The sequence below is a fragment of the Paenibacillus sp. PvP094 genome, assembly GCF_040546835.1.
Lineage (GTDB): Bacteria > Bacillota > Bacilli > Paenibacillales > Paenibacillaceae > Paenibacillus > Paenibacillus illinoisensis.
Genome location: NZ_JBEPOM010000001.1, coordinates 4786528 through 4807616, shown reverse-complemented (window position 1 = coordinate 4807616; position 21089 = coordinate 4786528). Strand labels below are relative to the sequence as shown.

19 protein-coding genes and 1 pseudogene are annotated in these 21089 nt (G+C 45.4%); 5 read left to right on the top strand and 15 right to left on the bottom strand.

All coding sequences use genetic code 11. The features are described 5' to 3' along the window. Window positions 1–79: 79 nt before the first annotated feature. From ABIC22_RS22065 to ABIC22_RS22055, 3 genes are all read right to left on the bottom strand, one after another. Window positions 80–1216 carry a response regulator transcription factor gene (locus tag ABIC22_RS22065; protein ID WP_354483785.1) on the bottom strand — a complete coding sequence of 379 codons (1137 nt, stop codon included), beginning with the start codon at window positions 1214–1216 and terminating at the stop codon, window positions 80–82. Continuing rightward, window positions 1213–2973 (bottom strand): sensor histidine kinase, encoded by a 1761-nt coding sequence (locus ABIC22_RS22060; protein ID WP_127536881.1) that lies wholly within the window; start codon window positions 2971–2973, stop codon window positions 1213–1215. Before ABIC22_RS22060 ends, ABIC22_RS22065 begins: the two co-directional genes overlap by 4 nt. Window positions 2974–3134: 161 nt before the next feature. Further along, window positions 3135–5078: a glycoside hydrolase family 127 protein gene (locus ABIC22_RS22055; RefSeq protein WP_354483783.1), complete on the bottom strand. Its 1944-nt coding sequence runs from the start codon at window positions 5076–5078 to the stop codon at window positions 3135–3137. Between the two features lie 141 nt (window positions 5079–5219). Between ABIC22_RS22055 and ABIC22_RS22050 the strand changes: the two genes are divergently transcribed. Beyond that, entirely contained in the window at window positions 5220–6065 is an 846-nt protein-coding gene (locus ABIC22_RS22050; protein WP_354483781.1) for an AraC family transcriptional regulator, read from the top strand. 17 nt (window positions 6066–6082) lie between these two features. On the opposite strand, the gene ABIC22_RS22045 is transcribed toward ABIC22_RS22050, so the two are convergent. The 6 genes from ABIC22_RS22045 to ABIC22_RS22020 all read right to left on the bottom strand — a co-directional run bounded on the left by ABIC22_RS22045 (window position 6083) and on the right by ABIC22_RS22020 (window position 10441). Then, on the bottom strand, window positions 6083–6538 hold the full coding sequence (locus tag ABIC22_RS22045; protein WP_354483779.1) for an EVE domain-containing protein: 456 nt from the start codon (window positions 6536–6538) through the stop codon (window positions 6083–6085). Next, window positions 6538–7095, bottom strand: a complete 558-nt coding sequence (locus tag ABIC22_RS22040; protein WP_354483777.1) for a DinB family protein — start codon at window positions 7093–7095, stop codon at window positions 6538–6540. The genes ABIC22_RS22045 and ABIC22_RS22040 overlap by 1 nt, the downstream gene beginning before the upstream one ends. A gap of 68 nt (window positions 7096–7163) precedes the next feature. Continuing rightward, a complete protein-coding gene (locus ABIC22_RS22035) occupies window positions 7164–8111 on the bottom strand; it encodes a helix-turn-helix transcriptional regulator (protein ID WP_354483775.1) in 948 nt (315 codons plus the stop codon). Between the two features lie 162 nt (window positions 8112–8273). Further along, a complete protein-coding gene (locus tag ABIC22_RS22030) occupies window positions 8274–8735 on the bottom strand; it encodes a GNAT family N-acetyltransferase (protein ID WP_354483773.1) in 462 nt (153 codons plus the stop codon). A 70-nt stretch (window positions 8736–8805) separates the two neighbouring features. After that, on the bottom strand, window positions 8806–9414 hold the full coding sequence (locus tag ABIC22_RS22025) for a hypothetical protein (RefSeq protein ID WP_354483771.1): 609 nt from the start codon (window positions 9412–9414) through the stop codon (window positions 8806–8808). 154 nt (window positions 9415–9568) lie between these two features. Beyond that, entirely contained in the window at window positions 9569–10441 is an 873-nt protein-coding gene (locus tag ABIC22_RS22020; RefSeq protein ID WP_354486058.1) for a putative RNA methyltransferase, read from the bottom strand. A gap of 394 nt (window positions 10442–10835) precedes the next feature. On the opposite strand from ABIC22_RS22020, the gene ABIC22_RS22015 reads away from it, so the two are divergent. Then, complete coding sequence (locus ABIC22_RS22015) at window positions 10836–12053, top strand: NAD(P)/FAD-dependent oxidoreductase (RefSeq protein WP_354483769.1); 1218 nt, start codon at window positions 10836–10838, stop codon at window positions 12051–12053. A 149-nt stretch (window positions 12054–12202) separates the two neighbouring features. On the opposite strand, the gene map is transcribed toward ABIC22_RS22015, so the two are convergent. After that, window positions 12203–12943, bottom strand: coding sequence for a type I methionyl aminopeptidase (map, locus tag ABIC22_RS22010; RefSeq protein ID WP_354483767.1), 741 nt, complete (start codon window positions 12941–12943; stop codon window positions 12203–12205). Between the two features lie 572 nt (window positions 12944–13515). Between map and ABIC22_RS22005 the strand changes: the two genes are divergently transcribed. After that, the gene (locus ABIC22_RS22005; RefSeq protein ID WP_354483765.1) at window positions 13516–13971 is read left to right on the top strand and encodes a CBO0543 family protein; all 456 of its coding nucleotides are present in this window, start codon (window positions 13516–13518) and stop codon (window positions 13969–13971) included. Between the two features lie 93 nt (window positions 13972–14064). Here the strand turns inward: ABIC22_RS22005 and ABIC22_RS22000 are convergent, their stop codons facing one another. The 3 genes from ABIC22_RS22000 to ABIC22_RS21990 all read right to left on the bottom strand — a co-directional run bounded on the left by ABIC22_RS22000 (window position 14065) and on the right by ABIC22_RS21990 (window position 16042). Continuing rightward, a complete protein-coding gene (locus ABIC22_RS22000) occupies window positions 14065–14598 on the bottom strand; it encodes a hypothetical protein (RefSeq protein ID WP_354483763.1) in 534 nt (177 codons plus the stop codon). A 5-nt stretch (window positions 14599–14603) separates the two neighbouring features. Next, on the bottom strand, window positions 14604–14966 hold the full coding sequence (locus ABIC22_RS21995; RefSeq protein WP_354483761.1) for a hypothetical protein: 363 nt from the start codon (window positions 14964–14966) through the stop codon (window positions 14604–14606). Between the two features lie 104 nt (window positions 14967–15070). Continuing rightward, window positions 15071–16042, bottom strand: coding sequence for an aldo/keto reductase family protein (locus tag ABIC22_RS21990; RefSeq protein WP_354483759.1), 972 nt, complete (start codon window positions 16040–16042; stop codon window positions 15071–15073). Between the two features lie 134 nt (window positions 16043–16176). Here ABIC22_RS21990 and ABIC22_RS21985 point away from each other — a divergent pair, with 134 nt between their 5' ends. After that, window positions 16177–16554, top strand: coding sequence for a MerR family transcriptional regulator (locus ABIC22_RS21985; RefSeq protein WP_095286613.1), 378 nt, complete (start codon window positions 16177–16179; stop codon window positions 16552–16554). A 72-nt stretch (window positions 16555–16626) separates the two neighbouring features. Here ABIC22_RS21985 and ABIC22_RS21980 read toward each other — a convergent pair whose 3' ends face one another. Beyond that, complete coding sequence (locus tag ABIC22_RS21980) at window positions 16627–17025, bottom strand: YkvA family protein (protein ID WP_354483757.1); 399 nt, start codon at window positions 17023–17025, stop codon at window positions 16627–16629. Between the two features lie 287 nt (window positions 17026–17312). Here ABIC22_RS21980 and ABIC22_RS21970 point away from each other — a divergent pair, with 287 nt between their 5' ends. Further along, on the top strand, window positions 17313–18671 hold the full coding sequence (locus ABIC22_RS21970; protein WP_483312560.1) for an alkaline phosphatase: 1359 nt from the start codon (window positions 17313–17315) through the stop codon (window positions 18669–18671). 167 nt (window positions 18672–18838) lie between these two features. Here ABIC22_RS21970 and ABIC22_RS30150 read toward each other — a convergent pair. Next, window positions 18839–20894, bottom strand: a pseudogene (locus ABIC22_RS30150) (serine hydrolase domain-containing protein). Between the last annotated feature and the right edge of the window lie 195 nt (window positions 20895–21089).

The following is a 21089-nucleotide window of genomic DNA, read 5'->3' as shown; positions in this document are numbered from 1 at the left end:
GCCGAACGAAGAACAGGAGGTGAAACGTCTGTTTTTGTTAACGCTTACAATTCATTCATCCTACCTTCTCTCCATTCGTCTACCCTCTTCTTGGTGTATTGCGGTACTCACTTGGCAGCATGCCTACCTGCTCACGGAAAATCCGGCTGAAGTATTTTTCGTCCGCATAGCCCGTATGTTCCGCGATCCAGACAATCGGTTTGGCCGTTTGGGTCAGATAGTTCTTCGCCTTGTCGATCCGAATTTTGCGCAGATATTCGTTAAACGAATAACCCATCATTTCCTTGAAACATTGATTGAAATAACTGCGGCTGAGGTTGACCCGCTTCGATACATCGCTGGCGAATAACGGATTCTGCAACTCGTCATGTATGATTTTGACGGCGGTCATGATACTGCTGCTGACCTCCTTGCGCAGATACTGCCCACCTGATAAACGTAGCGCTTCTGCACGAAAGTTCGCCATCCATTCCACCACATCGTTCCATGATGCAAAATGAACAGGTATCGTCATTTCCGTGATGACAATGTTTTTAAACGTCCGGTTCCAGTCTTCCGTTACACCGTACAGCAACTGCATCAATCGGGGGACAGGCAATCTCATAGTTTTCAAATCATCCAAAAGTTCAACCATATAAGACTGTTCATGAACCCAGCGAAACGAATGCAACTTGTCCTTAACGCTCCCATCGCTCGCTTCAACGACTGATGACTCGAACCGTTCACGTTCACAGCGCGAGTCACCGAACGATTTAGTTTCTTTTCCTTGCTCCCCATAAAATATCGCATCCTTTCCGGATTCCATCGTGGCTTCGTCATTGAACCGTTTTCGCCTGTCGGCCTGGATACGGTCATGAATGCGCCCAAGCACTTCCTCGAACCGTTCTTTCTCAAGCTGTACTTTGGCAATGTAATCGATGGCGCCCAGACGGAGTGCCTCCTGAATATATTCAAAATCCTGATGAAGGGTCAGAACCGCAATTGGCAGATCCGGGTATAGCTTACGAGCGGTACGGATTAACTCGATCCCTGACATGACCGGCATGGCCAGATCGGTAATCAATAGATCGACGTGGTTTTCAGACAGAAATTCAAGCGCCTTCTCTCCGTTTCCCGCTTCGCCAACGATCCTCATTTCAAATCTGTCCCAAGGCATTGCGAGCATTAGGCCTTTGCGCACGAGTTGATCGTCATCGACGATGAGTACGTCAATCATGATTTTTCCTCTCCTTCACAGTGAATTGGCAGCTCAATGACGATCCAGGTTCCTTGCCCCGGTTCGCTGGATACGTTCATACTGGCTTGGCCTTCATAATATGACTCCAGCATACGCTTGACATAATTCATGCCAATCCCCATTCCGACCCGATGACGCTCGGCCTGTTCTTGTTCCAGCAGCGCTTTGATCTTTTCTTCGGAGATTCCCCTGCCGTTGTCTCTGATCGAAATTTCAAGCCGGTCGTTGTGCCTGCTTACTTCAACTTCGATTCTTCCTTTGTCATCCAGCCCATGGTACAGCGAATTTTCAACGAGCGGCTGCAAAATAAACCTCGGCACGGGCACGTTAAGCAGCTTGTCATCAATATGAATGCCAACATCGAATTGAAAATTATAGCGAATCTGCTGCAGGATCAGATACTGCTTGAGCGAATCAATCTCCTCCCGTATGGTTGAGCTCTGTCCGCCCATGCGCAAATTATAATACAGCAGCTTGTTCAGCGAAGTAACCAGCCGGTCGATCTCCTCCTGTCCATTCATGACCGCCAGCCAGTGCGCAGTATCGAGCGTATTCATCAGAAAATGCGGATTGATCTGGTAGAGCAGCTTTTCAATTTCCAGGTCTGCCCTGCGCTTCTCCTTTAACTCCACTTCGGAATATAACCTTGCAATGTGGGACTTCATTCGTCCAAATTGTGTCAGCAGCATTTCAAATTCAGGTATGCGCGAGTTCGCGTCGACCACGTTGAAGTTGCTGTTCAGCATCAGCTTCATTTCCCTGTGGAATTGGGACAACGGCCGATATACCATTTTCCACAACAACCAGCCGATGGCCAAGCTGACTGCCGCGAATAACACGGTTAACAGAACCATCTGCATGATCCAGCGGTTTTTCTCCTGATCATAATCTGCCTTGGACACGAGCGACACAACGCTCCATCCCTGGTTGCTGTATTGCTGGTACCAATAATAGCCCGAAGCGATTCCCGACGTTGTAGAAGGTTCGGAGAGCTGGCCGGAAACCGGGAAATTTGCGTTCTCAGGGAAAGCGTCCCTTAACTCACTGTAAGAGATGCGTCCGTGATTATCCAAAATGAGGTGGGCCGTGTTTTTACTGACATCATCCAGATCAAGAATGCTCTGTGTCAGATTAAACCCGGTTTCAATGTATACATAGGCATCCTCCCGTTCGGGCAGATCCACCTTTCGGAGCGCGGAAAGAACATATTGATCGTTGAACCTGTCGTTACTGATATGAGGCCCGAAATACGTGATTCCGTAATAACTCGCCATGATCGGCAATTTCTCCGGATCGAATGAGTCCTTCACCCCCATAGTTTCAAAGAGATAGGTGTCGTCTTCACGAAAATAGTACATCGATAACCCGATATTGGGATTGGTAAACGCAATCAGGTTCAGCTGATTTTTGATCTGGTCGGTCAAATAACTGCGGTCATATGGTTGATCCGCAAGCATGAGCTGCTCCAGTTGTTTACCAATGCTTCCCTCGAAGGCGAGCTGCTGAGACACATGGTTCAGGTTGCTGAGAGTGTTTTCCAAGGAAAGTGTCACCTGTTTCAGGTTACTTTGGATCCCGGATTGCAATTTCGTCGTCAAAATGGAATGGATTGTTCGGTAGGATAGATAGCAGGATAAAAGAAAAGGAATGAGGGCTACTGCCGCAAAAAGGAAAAGAATTCGGTTTTTGAGTGTAATTCGTTCAATACGGGATCTTCGTACATGTTCTGGTTTCATGCATTCATCTCCGCTTCCGGGTTTCGAGAAGGCCAGACATGGCGGAAGTCCCTCGGGTAATATACGAGGGACCTTCTGTCCTGCCAATATTGAAACCACGCATTATGTTCAGGTGCCATTCAACCTCTTCAAACAGTGGAGCTGCTTCGATGACCCACACTTCAGCTGCGCAGCCAGACGCTCATTTCACCCGGTTCACGGTTCCCCCACAGATAATAAGGAATGGCGGTAAAACGTACCGGCATGCGAGGTTTGCGGATCGATTGGTACAGTTGATCCTCCTGCCATGCTGACCCATCCGTAGTCAGTCCGTCGCCCTCGACAACAACGCATCCGCCAAGTAATTCCGGTGCATCGCGCTCCGTTAAGTTCGCTGCTTCTGCAATGGATAATGAAGCTAGCGGCGCTCCGTTATCCGCCTCTTCCACGCAATATACAAGTGGTCCGCGCTGAATGGCTGCTTTGCCTGCATCAGCTCGAATCTGCGGATGAGCTTCTATCAAGTGCGTTTCAAATGGCAGTAACCACTCTAATGAATCTCCTTCCGACCAAAGTCGTTGGATATGAGCATAACCATTGTTCAATGTATATGCCTGCTCTTCGCCATTCACTCGCAAAACTGGCTGCCCACTCTGGAACCAGTTTGGAACTCGCAACGCAAGTGTGAATGCAGCACCATCTGAGCTGCCTGGAGCAAGCGAGATATTGAAGTTGATTTTTCCGTTCCATGGAAGTTCGGATTGTTGACTCAGCTTGACTGACCTGCCTTCGGAAGACGTAAATTCTACCGTACTGCCAATGTATAAATGAACATAAACCACATTCTCTTCCGCTGAGACATCATAAATATAATCGTTCAGCGAGCTGAGCAATCGCGCGACGTTTGGCGGGCAGCATGAACAGCCGAACCACTTCTGACGGACCGGTTTCACATGATGCTTGTCCGGATTGCGCATGCTGGCCTCTGGCCATACTTCAAGCGGGTTGACATAGAAAAAGTGTTTGCCGTCCTTGGACATGCTGCCAAGCACGTTGTTGTACAGCGCACGTTCCATCACGTCCGCATACTCACTCTTCGCCTCCAGACGAAGCATGCGGCGAGCCCAGAAGATCAGTCCGATGGATGCGCAAGTTTCCGCGTACACCGCGTCATTCGGCAGATCATAATCGAAAGTGAATGCCTCGCCCAAATGTGTCGCGCCGATGCCTCCCGTAATGTACATCTGTTTGCGAGTTGTATTGGCCCACAGCCGTTCGCACGCTGCTCGCAAGCTCTCATCCTTCGTCAAACGGGCGAGATCGGCCATGGCCGTATACATGTAAACGGCACGTACGGCGTGCCCAACGGCTGCTGTCTGTTCCCGTACCGGAAGATGGGATTGGTACATTTCCAAGTTCGGTGAACCGTGCGACCAGATGTTTGTTCTGCCTCCCCGTTCCCATTCCTGGATGAAATAACTTGGGCTGCTGCCCCGCTCATCAATGAAATATTGGCTAAGATTCAAATAACGTTCCTCACCGGTTGCATGATATAACTTGACGAGAGCCAGTTCAATCTCCTGGTGCCCGCAGTATGCCCGTTTCTGGTTCTCTCCCGTACCGAAGAGATTGTCGATTAAGTCAGCGAAACGGCAGGCAATGTCCAGCAGCTTACGTTTGCCCGTTGCATCAGCGTAAGCCACTGCAGCTTCGATCAGGTGTCCGGCACAGTACAGTTCATGGGCTTCATACAGGTTTTTCCACTCTTTGCCCGGTTCCTTGATTGTAAAATAAGTATTGATATATCCGTCATCCCGCTGAGCCTGCCCGATGAGGTCGATTGCCCCATCTGCGGTGTCCTCCAATTCGGAATCAGGATGACTCCTCAGCGAATAAGCAACCGCTTCCAACCATTTATATAAATCGCTATCCTGAAACACCCATCCGCCGAATTCTCCCTGTTCCAGACCCGCAGCAATTCGGAAATTGCGAATGGCGTAACTGGGTTCCGCCCCTTCGATACGATCATTCAATGCCTCCCATTGATAGGGTATGACGGTTTGACGTACCAGTGCGGAATAATCCTCCCAAAATGAGTCCCGGATATGAACCTGTGTTGTCTGCATCAGTAGTACCTCCTATATTAATTGACTCTTTACGAACTCAATTATATGCTTGGTATAACCGACTTAATAGGAATGGAATGAACCATTTTCTATAAAATATGACACAAGCGAAAGGATGCGAATGTTCTGGGTGAAGACACCATGATTGAACTTCATATGCCCCCACTCCCCTACTATTTGGGATCGGGCCTGACAGAGTATAAAAGCGGGGACCAGCATCCCCATCGCAGCAACATCGGGGCGTATGATCTGCTGATCCTTGTCCGCGGAGAGATGTACATCGGCGAGAATGGATCACAATGGACACTAACCGAGGGAGACATGCTGCTGCTGCTGCCTGATGGAGAACATTATCCGATCCGACCTTGCGATCAGGATACCGTTTTTTACTGGGTTCACTTTGAGCATGCACCAAGACGGGATGCATTAGTGACAGAGGAAGTGGAGAACCATACATCACCTTACACAACCAGGCCATTTATTAACCCTTACACGCTGCGATTGCCTAAATACATGCATTTGCCTGACTCACGTACCGTGTTCGGTATGGTAGAACAGCTGCTCACCCAGCCGTCCACACTTTCCTTTTGGCAGGAACAGCAGCTTCTCGGAGAACTGCTCGGCTTGCTTGAAGAAGAATGTTTCGGCCGAACAGATTCGGTGGCCTCCCGATTGGCCGAGCGGACGGTAGCTTACCTTCAAGCTAACTATCGGGAGAAAGTCACCAATGAAGGCATCGCGTCAGCCCTGCACTTTCATCCAAACTATATTGTACGATGCATGAAGTCGAGATACGGATGTACGCCATCCGATTATTTGCAGCAGTTTCGGCTGGAGCGGGCCAAACGTCTCCTGGTCACGACCGATTGGTCCATTGACCGGGTCGCTGAGGAAGTGGGTTTTCGGTACTCCCCGTATTTTTCGTCCTGTTTCAAACGGGAATTCGGCTTTTCTCCGCTGCAATTTCGCAAGCAATACTTCAAATAGCAATGATCACATTCCTATCAGATTTGAAAGTCCTCATGATCAATCATGGAGGCAGCGATTGTCATGAAATCTTCGGCCCCAATTTCAAAATGTCCTTTGCGGAATGGTAATCCCCAATTTCGATTTCCGCGTGTAAAGTCGAGTTCGTTTAATAGAGAGGCAATCTTTACTTCCCGACACGGAACATAACGGATATCCCGGCGGAAGGGTACAAATGATTCCGTCATCTGATATTTGTAGACTGGGCTGTCCTTCACCTGGCCAATAGCGGTAAATTCCTGGAGCGGCTTCCCTGTCGACATGTCTGTGCGCGGAGAATAGTATATCAGCCAATCACCAGGGGACATCAGACGCAGTGATGCTGCCTTCCCGTGACACAACTGTGCAAATCCGCCTTCTACGGCTGTATGGACATGAGAAGCAGAAACAACGCCAATCCAATATCTACTTGTCTGATTTGTTATAACCGACATTAGATTTCCCCTTCTCTCTGCCCAATGCCTAATTCCATCTTCAAACGATCCAATTGCAAAAAGTGATGTCTGTAATGCATTTCGATCAATAAAAACCATTCCTGGGCGTCCAGTGCCCCAAGTCTTGGGTGAATGACTTTATCCGTTGCAGGCGATGGGCGTAAAACAGCTTCTATGTCCCTCATTTCTTCAATGACTTGATGCAGCCCTTCAACCAGCTGCTCCTTGTTCTCCGGTGACTTCGGAGTGTATTGCGGTGAAGCAGGGACTTTAACTCGAATGGCCGGAAATTGTTCTTGCTCGAACACGCTTTCCCCCAGCTCCGTTTTTCCCTTATTCAAATGTACCGATGGTTCGCTGTGAACCAAACATTGTTTTATATTAGGCAGGTGCATAAAGAGCGCTGATTGAATCAAATGCATATACATCTGTCCTATGGACCATTCCTCCTCATTCGTCTTTCTATGTAATTGCTCCATACCCAGCTGTTTCAATTCAGCCAAATACCTCTCTACCACATTTTCAAAAGATTTTAATACATGAAGTGTGTTTTTCATCCTTCCAGCAACCCCTTTTCATCTTAGATATAATCAAAGTATAAAAAAACACTACTGACAGGGGTATGTCAGTAGTGTTTTAAGATATTTTTCGCAGCTTCTTGAATTCGCAAGCGCAGAGACTCCGGCTCAATCACTTGAATATCCCCACCCCAGCCAAGCAAATGATGCAATAGTTCTTCCGTATGCCGGACACGAAAATGAAAATTCACACCGTCCACATGATCCTCTATGGTTTCAATATAGAAGTTGACTCCCTCTATAATCTTGTCTGCTATTTCAGGGTTTGCCCTAATCAATACCCGTACATTCCGATCATCAGACGGCCGATATTTGCTTAGGTCAAAACCATCCGGTAAAAGAAAGCGATCCTTCAATACGTGAAGTTCCGTCATTCGGGACAGTCGGAAATGACGAATGTCTTGTCGCATATCGCAGTGTGCGATTAAAACCCAATGTTCATGCAAAAGGGATAATCCATATGGAGAAACCTCCCGGAGATTGCTTCGATTCCCGTCTGGCCCCGGCATTTTTTTACGGTACATAAAACGAATCTTGTGCTTTTCCAAAATGGCGCTGCGTATTTGCTTAAGGTACGTTTTAACCGTTTCCCCAGTTAAAGGATCACTTCCATGAAGGAGTCGCATGGTTTCCCGAACACGTGAAGATTCATTTCGAACAGATTCTGGCAAAATAGCTTCAATTTTACGTTGAGCCGATTTGGCTTCATGTGCGTATGTATGATCCAATCTCTGTTCAATAAAGTCTGCCCCCATGAGCAGGGCTACGGCTTCTTCGGCTGTAAAGCTAACTGGGGGGAGAAAATATCCTTCCATTAGAGAGTAACCCTGACCAGGTGCTCCTATTATTGGTACCCCAGCTTCGCTTAGTGCTTGCATATCCCGATATATCGTTCGTACACTTGTCTCAAACCGGGAAGCCAGATCTTCTGCCCTTAGCGTTTTGCTGCGCTGTAACTCAAGGGTAATTGCAAGATGCCGCTCCGTTTTATTCATACTTCTATCCTCCGCTTATCCATCATCCAAACTGCATTCATTCTATCATAGTAAGGCGGTATGGGATGAATGAGATTTAGCGAAATGCGATATTGAGTTTCATCGATATACGACGGCAACAATAAGCCTTTTTCCTCAAAATAACGAACTATTTTTTCAGAATTACTCTATTCGTTTCTCGTATTTGAATAAAATCAGCTTTTGTGTAAGCTGAACCTCTTTAGTCTTTTGGTACCCAAACTTTTCGTAAAAGTAATGATTACGAAAGCTTAAATGCGGTGTATATAAGGTCCATAATTTTGTATTCGGAAATTGTGATTCCACAAATTGAATTGCTGCAGTACCTACGCCCTTACTTTGATTACATGGAGAAATGAACACCTTATCAATGTGCATGCGCTCATCGTTGCCTCTTACATCAATCGCACCTATAATTGTTTTTCCCTCTAAAATGGTAAAGTGTTGATATTTTCTAATATTTTCAGCCAACTTATCATAGGTTTCACATGCCGGATTAGATTCAAAGTCTTCGTACTTTTCCAAATCCTCTTGAAAAGCTGCTTTTTGAAGAAGAAGCAATGTTTCAATATCTTCTAAGGTTGATTTCTTAAATGTTATAGACATCTTTTATTCTCCTTTTCCATAAGAAAGCCAGTATGCTTATCCGCTTGTCTAAAAGACCATAGAGGTTCACTTAAGTATGAATTGTACCTAGCTGTGATCGACATACATCCAAGGCGCGGTAGGCAGAGCGTTCCATGTATGCCAAGATCTCGTCTAACGAAAAAACACTCATCTCCTCCTGGACATGTTCTACTGGATAGTTAAAGTCCTTCAGCGCCTGTTTCTTCAATACAAATACATTCTTCTCATTAAGTTCATCCATAACCGGTATGTATACAGCGGAATTCAGTGCTTCGTATAGTCCCTCAGAAATAAACATCTCATTCAGCTTCGCATTGCACAATCGAAAGTCATGGTGATAGCGATCGTACAGTGTAGGCTCCTTGATCAGTCGCTCTTCCAATCCGCTAAAGTAAGATTTCATTGCCCAAACTTCATCCGCCACCAAATGAGTTAAGTAACCCAGCATGAAAGGTTCAGTAATACGCTCCTTATATTTATTGATGAAACGCCCGTACTCCCATCGCCTGTTGACGCCATACTTGAATTGATCCCCCAGAAAATGGGTATCTCCTTTTTCAGATTTTGCATCTGGCGCTATGGCGCCAAGGAGCATATCACCACGCTGCTTGATAGACAGCTCCTTGCCCACAAAATCTGAAATCAACAAATGCATCAACCTAGAGCCCACCTTATCATCCCCTTGATCCATTTCAGATGTTCGTATTCCAATGATAGTACCACATATTGGGATTAACGCTCAAAAAAAACAGCCGATCCATTGATCGGCTGCCTTGATAGAAACTTTGGTATTAGTTAATCGTAAATGCAGACTACTCGTTCTGTGATGGCTTCATACCCACTAAAATCTTAAAGTCCATCGTAATTTGTCTCAGATCCATCCGTAAAATCTGTTCTCTGGACTCTTGTGAAGCCCCCCAAGATAACGGAGTCATCCCAAGCAAAGGTGGAATGAGGTGCTCACTGAGGCTAACTTGATATTGAATGTCTTCAACCGCTATTAAATCGAAACGTTCGTTAAAATAACGAATTGTAGGTGTATTGGAATAGACCTGTTTACCTGTTCCTTTGTAGAGGATATCTCTTATTTCTTTTAGATAATGCTGCTCTGGAACCACTTTAATCACCAAACCATCATCTGAGAGCAATCTCTGGAATTCGGAATAATTGGCTGGGGATAGAATGTTTATGATGAAATTGAATTGCTGGTTAGCCAGTGGGATGTTTGCAATATCTGCAACACACCACATGGCATTTGAATATTCCGCTGCTGCAAGACTGATCCCCTCTTTTGAGATATCGATCCCAACGGCCAATAAAGGGATACGTTTTCTCTGATTAATAAAGGTTTGTATGCTGTTCAGATGAGAACCTTCTCCGCAACCTGCATCAAGTAAACGTATTGGTTCTTTGGTCTTGTTTTGACTCACCATTATTTCACTTACGGCAGCCTGCAAGGGATGAAATAACCCGCTCTGACTAATTATTCTTCTTGTTTCAAAGGTTTGTCTATCATACTTAGATTTAATGGAGCGTGAAGATAGATTGATATATCCTTGCTTGGCAATATCGAAACAATGCTGATTCATGCAGATTAAGCTCTGCAAGTGAATCAATTTCATGGGTTTACTGCATAACGGGCAACGAAATATCTCTTGCGAGTCCCTGATTCTCTCAATACTCATCCACTTTTTACTTTTGTTGAACACAAAAAAGCACCCTTTCATTCGTTTTAGGTCAACGAAAAAAGGCACAGTCAAACAAACCCGGCTTCTTGTTTTAAAAATTCCGGGGGATGTGAGCTGTACCTCTCCCTACCTTAAACGAATGAATTGGATGATCATATTTAAGCGCTCCTTATAATGATAACTTTAAAGCACTTAAATAGTAACATGTTTCGCATGTCTGGTGAACATTTACTTAAATCATAAAAAACATCACTTTGATGAGGCATATCTTCACCTAGTTACCTGTATTGTTAGTTTCCGAAGTACGTTGTTCGAAAGTATCTAAATGCTGCATCGAGTTCCCGTGAGTTGCCCATACTACGTACCGAATATATATAAGGGAGAGACTCGAATGGATCTGCAGAGTGGTAAGTTATACTGGCCGACAACAATAGCTAATCCCCCCTCTTATCCTAAGTTGGAGGAGGACATATCCTGCGATGTGCTCATTATCGGCGCTGGCAGCTCCGGAGCTCAGTGTGCAAATTTCCTATGTGACCAGGGTGTATCTGTCGTTATTGTCGACAAGAGAAAAGTTGGAGAAGGCAGTACCAGCACCAATACGGCCTTGATTCAGTATGCAGGTGAAAAAAGTTTTGTTTCGCTTAGCCACTCCTTTGGTGAAGAAGTTGCCGCTCGTCATCTTAAGCTATGTGAAGAGTCCATTAACCACATTGAACAGGTAAGCCGTCAATTACCCATCAATCCTGATTTTATAAGACGTGATAGCCTCTATTACGCAAGCTATGAAGAGGATGTTTCCGCTTTGAATGAAGAATATGCCCTTCTACAGAAGTACGGATTCAAGGTAGATCTGTGGAATGAAGAGCACATATCCGGCTCGTACCCATTCCGGAAAAAGGCAGCACTGTACTATCATGACGATGCAGAAATGAACCCCTTAAAATTCGTATATGGACTTCTTGAGAAAGCAAAAGCTCAGGGAGGAAAGATCTATGAGAACACGGAGATAACAGGCAGACGATTCGAACAGGATTATGCCGTCTTCTACACCAAGGAACGTCGCGAAATCCGAGCCAAACATGTAATTATTGCAGCCGGGTATGAAGATAGTGATTTTAAATCCGAAAAGAATGCTACGCTGGCAAGCTCCTATGCCGTCATTACGAAGCCTATTAACGATTTTTCAAGCTGGCACAAACGAACATTGATCTGGGAAACTGCACGCCCATATGTGTATATGCGTACAACCCCGGACAATCGGGTTATTATCGGAGGAATGGATAAGGATACTTCCTTCGCTTCAACCCGAGATTCCAAAATTCTGGCGAGCAAGGACAAGCTCATTCAAGAGTTTAACAAGCTATTTCCTGACATTCCTGCCGAGCCTGAATACTACCTGGGCGCCTTCTACGGAGGCACGCATGACGGATTGCCTGTCCTCGGCCAATACGAGACATATCCCCACTGCTATATTTTGATGGCATACGGAGATAACGGAACGGTGTATAACGGTGTCCTGGCCAAAATTGTTTCGGATCAGATTCTTACTGGATCGAGTTCGGATCTCGATATCTACCTGCAAACCAGACCGCTTATTTCCAGGTAATCCAAGATAAAAACGACCTTCACGGCAAATGTATGGGTACAGGTCTGCAGTAACATGCTCAGGTTCTCGTTCCCCTGGAACAAGAACCTGAGACACAAAAAAGCCGATTTCACAATGGAAATCGACCTTCGACAACGCTCTTGTTCCCGTTACTCCGTGATAATAATCGGACCATTTTTGGTCAGGATAATCGTATGTTCGATTTGAGCCACATAGCTGTTTTTGGTAGCAAAGGTCCAGCCGTCATTTTTTTGGAATACTTCTTCTTCAGAAGTTGAAATAAACGGTTCAAATGCAATAACCATTCCATCTTTCAGCAATTCATCATCCGATGTATCGTTGTAATTATAAATATGATCGGGTGCTTCATGGATTGTACGTCCAATACCATGTCCTGTAAGATTTTTGATAACCGTTAATTCATGCTGCCTGGCAGTTTGAAACACTGCTTTTCCGATGCCGCTTTTTTTGGAACCGGGTTTTGCTTTTTTAAGCCCTGCTTCAAATGCTTTTTTAGCAACGTCGCATATTTTGGTTAATACTTCTTCTCCCTCGCCAACTACAAAGGAGATTCCCGTATCTGCAAAATAGCTATTCTTGGAGCCGGATACATCTATGTTTACGATATCACCTTCCTGAATAACGCGCTGTCCAGGAATCCCATGCGCTACTTCATCATTAACACTGATACAAGTGTACCCCGGAAAATCATATTCACTTTTTGGAGCTGACACGGCCCCTTCTTTGGCAAAAAGCTCTCCGGCTATATCATCGAGTTCTTTCGTCGTTATACCCGGAACGGTCCGCTGTACCAATTCATCGCGTATGGCGGCTACGATCTTACCAATTTCCTTCAAACCATTAAAGTCTTCTTCTGTCTTTGCAATCATTTTTTTCTACCTCACTATCTTTTATCATCAGTGCACTTCATTAATGCTATTCTCTCGAATAACTCAAACCATGTAAATGAGTAACCATACCTCTAACTAAACTTACCTGACAGGTTGTTGGATGAGCCTTATTATAATCTCTCCAAAATCATCGGTGTTCAGAAGTGGAACACTCGGCCAATTGTGACCACATTTATTTATAATAACGCAAAGAAGCGATATTAACTATCCTGTCAATACGAAATTTAATGCCAAAACATCATAATTTCTTCAAATTGGTTCATCCTATAAAGAGGGATCAAAGTACTTTCCAGAGAGAAGGGGATTCGAGATTGAATGGGATAAATGAATGGCTCAAGCAGATCGCACATAATTACGTACTGATTGTTATTGCGGCAATATTATTTTTTGCAGTTAAAGCCGTAATCGGGTTTATTACATATAAGCATTATGATAAACAATTAACAATCTTAAACCAGAAGCTTAATACCCTACTTGAGGATAAAAATAAGAGGAACTAATGGATAAACCGGCTTTGTGCTAATGGTCGTTGAACAGGAGGAATGATCAACATGTTGGGAAATATTATTTTTGGTTTTATGATTCCTGTTCTAATTGGTGGATGGATTTTACGGAGACAGCCCAAAATTCTTCTCCTTTTTTATCCGCTAGGAGTAGCTGCCTCTGCTTGCATCAACAGTGTGGGTTTCAACTTTTTCTGGAACATACTCCCTAACTCCAATAATCAGTCCTATACCGCTCTTCCAATGGATCTGGGCATCTACCCGATCTCAGGATGTCTTATGATGTATGCCATTATCAAAAAAGGCACAAAACCCTGGCTCGCCATAGTCATTACATCCGTGGTTCTTACCCTCATTGAATGGCTGGCCAAAGAATTGGGCAGAGTAGTGTACTTCAATGGATGGAACATCTACTGGACTGCCGTTTCCTACCTTCTGCCTTTAGTTTTAGCATACGTTTACGGCCTTCTTTTCAGAAAGCTGTTCATACATTCAGAACTATAAAAAGAGATTTTACATGTGGGATATCGCCGGGACACCAATCCTCTATGTCAAAAAGAAAAGCCCCTTACGTCTGTCAAAGGGGCTGTGAGTTGATTATGCTTCTTCCTGTTCGGCCTGACTAGGCCCGGCCATGAGACCTTGGACAGCACCCATGAACGGCTTGATGGACTTGATCATACCGTAGCCCATTTTCACGACGGGCACGAATTGCTGAATCATGCCGAATAACCGCATTCCTCCGCCAAGTAATCCTCCAGCACCTCCAGCTGCAGCCCCGCCACCGAGCCCGCCAAACAAGGAACCCATCATGGGCAGAAAGGACGAAACCTGCGCTTGCGACATTTGGCGCGAACGCGTAGACGGCTTACGTGTGCCTTTGCCCTGTTTTCTTTTGTGAGAGGAGCCTCCCTTACTGCCTGAAACAGCCTTACGGTTCCCGTTGGAACGATGGGAGCTGTCTCCTGGTGTCGGTGTGCTCAATACGGTTCCTCCACCAGTTAGCACCACTCCACCGTTATTCACTTCAGCGATATAACCAATGTATGTTTCACCATTATGAAGAGTCACGCAGACGGGTTTGGCTTTATATCGCTTTGCCTTTAGGCGTATATCGTTGATTTTAGCCATAGAATTCACCTCGCTCTACTGAATCTCCTGTAGTTTACGCAATAAATGGACTGCTTGCCTGTGCGAATGGGGCATATGTAAGGTATTCTCAAGACCCCAACGATAATTGGAAGCCCAATGGCTTCTGCGCCAATTCCGATTGCTGCTCCAGCAAGTGTACCAGCACTAAAAAGACCATGAAAAGCAGGCAATAAAACTTTATTTAACGCCTTCTCGACTGCAGAACCTTCCATGTTCAGACCGACTTCAGCTGCACCAAAACCACATCCAAACAGAAATAATCCAGTCATAACGAGCGACGTGACCTGTATTGATGCTTCGATCCCTATGACAACAAATTCAACAATTTTTTCCGACAGGATTAACACATAAGAGTGTGCCTTCAGGAGCAAAAAGCAGTCAGATGATCTATTCTAGGATAGGTTATAATTAGCGTTCAGTGTGAATTTCACGCGCCATCTGCACAAGATTTCTATCTCAGCGGTGCAAAATGGCTGATTGACGATAGAATCTTCTCCGTTCGTTCGATGACCTCAGAAGTAAGTACCAGTTCGGTCGCTTTGATGTTTTCTTCAATTTGTGCCGGTCTACTGGAGCCGATGATGGCCGAACTTACAGCAGGCTGACGCAGAATCCATGCCAGAGCAAACTGGGATAACGTTGCCCCGAGCTCATAAGCCAGTTCCGACAGCTGTGCAGTACATTGGAGCACGTCTTCACGCAAGTAACTGTTGATAACCCCATTGGTTTGATTATTGGAAGCCCTTGTTCCTTCCGGAATCTGCTGTCCAGGTTTGTATTTGCCCGTCAATACACCTTGTGCTAATGGAGAAAACACGATAAGTCCCTTTCCTTCCTGCTCACATTGTTCAATAATACCTTCTCTCTCGATATAACGTTCAAACATGTTGTAAATCGGCTGATTGGATATGAATGGACGCAGATTCAGGCGTTTGCCGATCCCGGAGGCTTCCGCAATCTGTGCTGCGGTCCATTCGCTGACACCCGCATACAGAATTTTGCCCTGTGCCTGCAAGTCATCTAATGCCCTAAGCGTTTCATCAATCGGTGTTTCAGAATCAAAGCGGTGGCATTGATACAAATCAATGTAATCGGTACCTAATCGCTTTAAACTCGCTTCGCACTGCTCCATAATATGTTTGCGTGACAATCCACGATCGTTAGGACCCGGTCCTTGTGGGAAAAAGAGCTTTGTAGCCAGTACGTAACTGCTGCGTGGATACTGCTTCAATGTACTGCCCATTACCTGCTCCGCACCGGGATAGGAATTGGATGTATCGAAAAAGTTAATGCCCAGTTCATATGCCTGATGCATGCAGGCACGCGCAGCTTCCTCCGATGTAGCCGACCCGTAGGTCAGCCAGCTCCCCAATCCGATTTCGCTTACTTTCAATCCGCTTCTGCCCAATCTTCTGTACTTCAACCCAATCACTCCTTCATTGAATGTTAAAATGAGAGCTTTTCTCCTGAAAACGCTCTATTGAACAATCTTAGGATAGTGGTTAAACTTAGGTTTAAGTCAAGCCATTCAATCGATTTTTTGAAAGGAAGATTTGCTTGGAATTTACGATTAAACAAGTCGCGGAACGCACCCAATTACCGCCTTCCACGTTACGCTTCTACGACAGGGCAGGTTTAATGCCTTTGTTGAAAAAGACAGAATACGGCACCCGCCAATATTCCGAAATGGATATCTGCTGGCTGGAGTTAGTCCGCTGCCTGAAGGACAGCGGCATGTCCCTGGAGGATATCAAAGCATTTATGCTGTTATGCCTGGAGGGTTCTTCCACGAGTGAACAGCGAAAGGTTATGCTGGAGCAGCATCGACAAAATATACTGAAACAACTGGATGTGCTGAACTGCAGTCTTGGTACCATTGACTATAAGCTGGAGCATTATAACGAAATTGGCATCTTTCACATCGACTCTAAATAGCATATCGATTGCTTAATATTCTAATAAGAAAGAGGCCCATCTGAATCTGCTAGTTCAGGTGGGCCTCTTCATTTAGGTGAAAAGTTTATAGCAGATCGAACCAATCCAGACGGCAAAGACGATCCACGCAAGGATAAACAATCCTCCTGTAATCCAATTCGTGGGTTTACCTTTCTTTCGGATCTCCTCCGCTTTATCCCTACAATCCCGGATGACTTCTTGAGGAATCAGCTTCAAAGCTATTGTAATGCCGAGGGGCACTATAATCAGGTCATCAAGATACCCAAGTACAGGTATAAAATCAGGGATCAGGTCTATTGGACTGAAGGCATAAGCTACTACGCCGACCGCAAATAATTTTGCATACCAAGATACCCGAGGATCCTTGTACGCCAGGTACAAGACGAATACATTCCTTTTGATCTCTCTTGCCATGGCTTTTACTTTATCGATCCATTTTATTTGTTTCATCTTCTGCCCTCGCCGCTTGTCATCGTAATGAATTGATCATAAACCATTCACCTCCGGTTTGATAGCAAATTATGAGTATACTTCAGGCATCACACTCACAACATTTATCCACAGGGCTTCCTTCCACTCCCTGTCTGTACTTGCTGGTCCTCTTTTTTTGTAAACTTTTTACACAACGATTACAGAGGACTAGGACTACTTTTACAGTCGAATGATAATGTTCATATTGACGGACAAATGAATAAAGATACATATGTTCATGTTTAATAATAAAAGGAGGAATTATCGTGAAATTATCAAAAAAAGTACTACCTGCAGCTGCACTCAGCCTCGTCTTTGCTGCTTCTACCGTCTTGTCTGCCGGTCAAGCCCACGCGGTACAAGCCGTTAGTGTAGAGACAAAAAAAATCAAGAATATCATCTTCCTCATCGGTGACGGCATGGGAACGGCTTATACTTCCGCTTACCGTTATATGAAGGATGACCCTTCGACTAAGATCATGGAGAAAACGGTATTTGATCATTATCTTGTGGGCGCTCAAATGACCTATCCGGATGACGACACACAAAACGTAACTGACTCGGCTTCCGCGGCGACCGCAATGTCTGCTGGTGTGAAAACGTATAACGCAGCTATTGCTGTTGATAATGACCATACTGAAGTGAAAACGGTTTTGGAGCAAGCCAAGGAAAATGGAAAGTCCACCGGACTTGTAGCTACGTCTGAGATCACTCATGCTACACCTGCTGCCTTCGGTGCTCATGATATAAGCCGGAAGAACATGGATGCAATCGCAGATGATTATTATGATGAATTGATCAATGGGGAGCACAAAGTTGATGTGCTTTTAGGCGGAGGAAAAACCAATTTTGTACGTGAAGATCGTGACTTGACCAATGAGTTTGAAAAAGCCGGTTATAGCTACGTGACTGATCGCAGTGCCCTTCTCATGGATACAAATAAACAGATTCTCGGACTATTTGCTGACGGAGGTATGGACAAGTTGATTGACCGTACTAGTGAAACGCCTTCGCTGGCCGAGATGACAGATACAGCCATTGATCGCCTGAGCTCAAACGAAAATGGGTTTTTCCTCATGGTTGAAGGAAGCCAGATCGACTGGGCGGGTCATGATAATGACATCGTTGGGGCTATGAGCGAAATGGAGGATTTTGCTGCAGCATTCGAGGCGGCTATTGATTTTGCCAAAGAAGATGGAGAGACACTTGTCGTAGCAACGGCTGACCATTCCACTGGTGGACTTACGCTCGGGAAAGACGGAGAATATAACTTTTTCGTGGATCCGATCAAAGCCGCTGTACGCACTCCAGACTTCATGGCAGCTCAAATCGCTAAAGGGGCTTCGGTGGAAGAAACACTTAAGAGCTATCTCAAACTTGAGTTAACTTCCGAGGAGATTCAATCGGTAAAAACCGCAGCTAAAGACGCAGATGTCACGACGATCGACAATGCCATCGAAGCGATTATTGATAACCGCTCGTTCACTGGCTGGACGACAGGCGGACATACGGGAGACGACGTGCCAGTCTACGCTTACGGTCCGGCAAGTCATCGATTCTCCGGCCTGATTGATAATACGAATAATGCAGAGATCATTTTTGATATCTTAAAGAAGCATAAATAATAATCTGCCTTTCACCAGTAGCCCTCCTCTTTATCCCACAGGAAAAGGAGAGGGCTTTTCTGTTTTATTCTAAGTTACCTTAGTAAAAGAATGGTTATAAGAAGAAATATGCAGCTGATATTATTGGTTTTCTCGCGACTTCTTGTCTATCTTAAGCTTCCCACGACTCAATCTGCCTTGCTAGTTAATGTAATTTCAAATTGTGAATCAGTATCTCCTGCAAAAACAACTCTCCCATTCTCCGGAAGAATAACTTCATTGGTACCGCTGACCACAGAGTGGTTAATACAGCGACCAGCCTGATCATACACAGCAAAAGCGCCATGTGATGGCAGTTTGACCGTCATGCGTTTTCCTGCCACTAAATTCGGAACTGAATACCATGTCGCATAGCCACTCGCCTGAATCGTGGTCTTCGATTGGGTTCCCGCATAGAGCGGTTTCACGATGTCTTCACTGGCATAGATACTTCCTCCTGCGGAAATGTACTCCACGCCGCCTACCTCTGACACTTCGAAGTTCATTAAGTCCCTGCCGGCCATACCCGGAATCTGCAGATCTCCTACAGCCAGATTGGCATCCATGATGGGGTTGGTGTACACACGGCCCGGTGCCTCATTGAACATTTGCAGAGAGACAATCGGCAATGCATTCATATACAGCATGGATGTGTACTTCTCGTTCATCAAAACATATTTTTTCCCTTCACGCGCTTGCCATGAAGCTGTTACATCTGCGGGCACTTCGGGGGTATCCAGCTTTACGGCCTTGTATTCAGAGGTCGCTAGCTGTCCCAGGCCTTTCGCTGACAAATAAGAACGGGACCATAAGTAGGTTTTTCCATTCTCCTCCTTAATGAATGATAACTTCTCCGTTCCTGCTTCATTTACAAATGAACCATCGGAGGTATACACATACGACTGTTCCTGACTGTTCGGCGCCGTAACGGTTGAAAGGGTTAATTGTCCTTCTTCCTTTATGTTCAACTTCAATATGGCCCTGTCCCTGGCACCATAGTTTCCTGCAAAATGCCTTAGTTCCTCAGGCATGTTTGCTTTTACTGGAGTACCGAACGACTTCTCCGGCTTACGCTCTGCAATGATCTGCTTCTCCTCAAGCGCACCGAGCAAGAGCTCTCTTGCAATCAATTGATCCGTTGAGCTCGAACCTCCAGAAGAGGTTACTGCCGCTGCCATGTTGTATTCCGGAAGCACAACGAGCGAGGAATGATACGATAACGTGTCTCCGCCTTTGGTTACAGCTTGGATGCCGTAATCATTGAAAGGAAACAGGTTTACACTATCCCAGCCGAGCCCGTAAGCAATGGAGGAATCAGCCTCACTGGGCCACATGCCTCTTCTGTATTCTTCTTGTGCCATGGCTTCGACCGATTCAGGCGAAAGAATGCCTTCCACTTCTCCAGTGAAAATCTGCGAGAAACTTGACCAAATCTTGGGCAGTGGAGTAAATGCCTCCTGAAGCAATGATATTGTAATTTTCTTGCGGAAGCTGCCCATCTACCTGTGGAGAATACACTGCGGCCATTTGGGCAGGGTCCACGTTATCCTGTGGTGTTTTGGTATGCTCCATTCCGAGCGGTTCAGTGAAATGTTGATGAATAAAAGCAGTAAAAGTCATGCCGCTAACCTTCTCAACCAAAATCTCGGCTAACGTAAAACTATCGTTGGAGTACACGGAGAATGTTCCGGGGTCTGCCTTCAGGTTTTGAGTCGCCAATCGGTCCAAAAAGGTATCATGCGCCTCTGTATCGTTATCTCCGTACAAAGTGGCATTATGACCGGAGGTTCCAAGAAGTCCGGAGGAATGATTCAGCAGCATTCTTGGTGTGATTTGTTTGTAACGCTCGTCCTTCATTTTGAATTCAGGAATGTAGCTCACCACAGGCTTATCCAAATCGAGCTTGCCTTCATCAACCAGCTTCATCACGGAAGTTGTAACCATCATTTTGCTGGTGGAACCGATACCGTAAATCGTGTTTGCCGTAAGAGGCACCTCATCGTTTAGGTCGTTTTTCCCTGTCTGTCCGGAAATTACGATCTCACCCTCATCCATAAGCGCATACTGCACACTTGTCACGCCATACTCTGCGGTCAACATTTTGGCTTTTTCCATTACGGTGGCCTTGGTCGCATCGTACGTTAAATCACTTCCGGTGCCGGAGGCTGGTGCTGCCATTGCGGACATGGGGGCCAGCATGGTCATCGCGAGCGTAATGACGGCTATGGAAGTTCTCTGTTTCAATGTCAATCACATCATCTCCTGTCTGGTTAGATAAGATCACTACTTCCAATTGGATCATCTGCAAGTATATTCTATAAAAATGTATTGAATATGACGTGATGATGAACAGAAGATGAACTGGGCTTGCCTATCGCTCGTTTGATTTTAAAGCTCCCC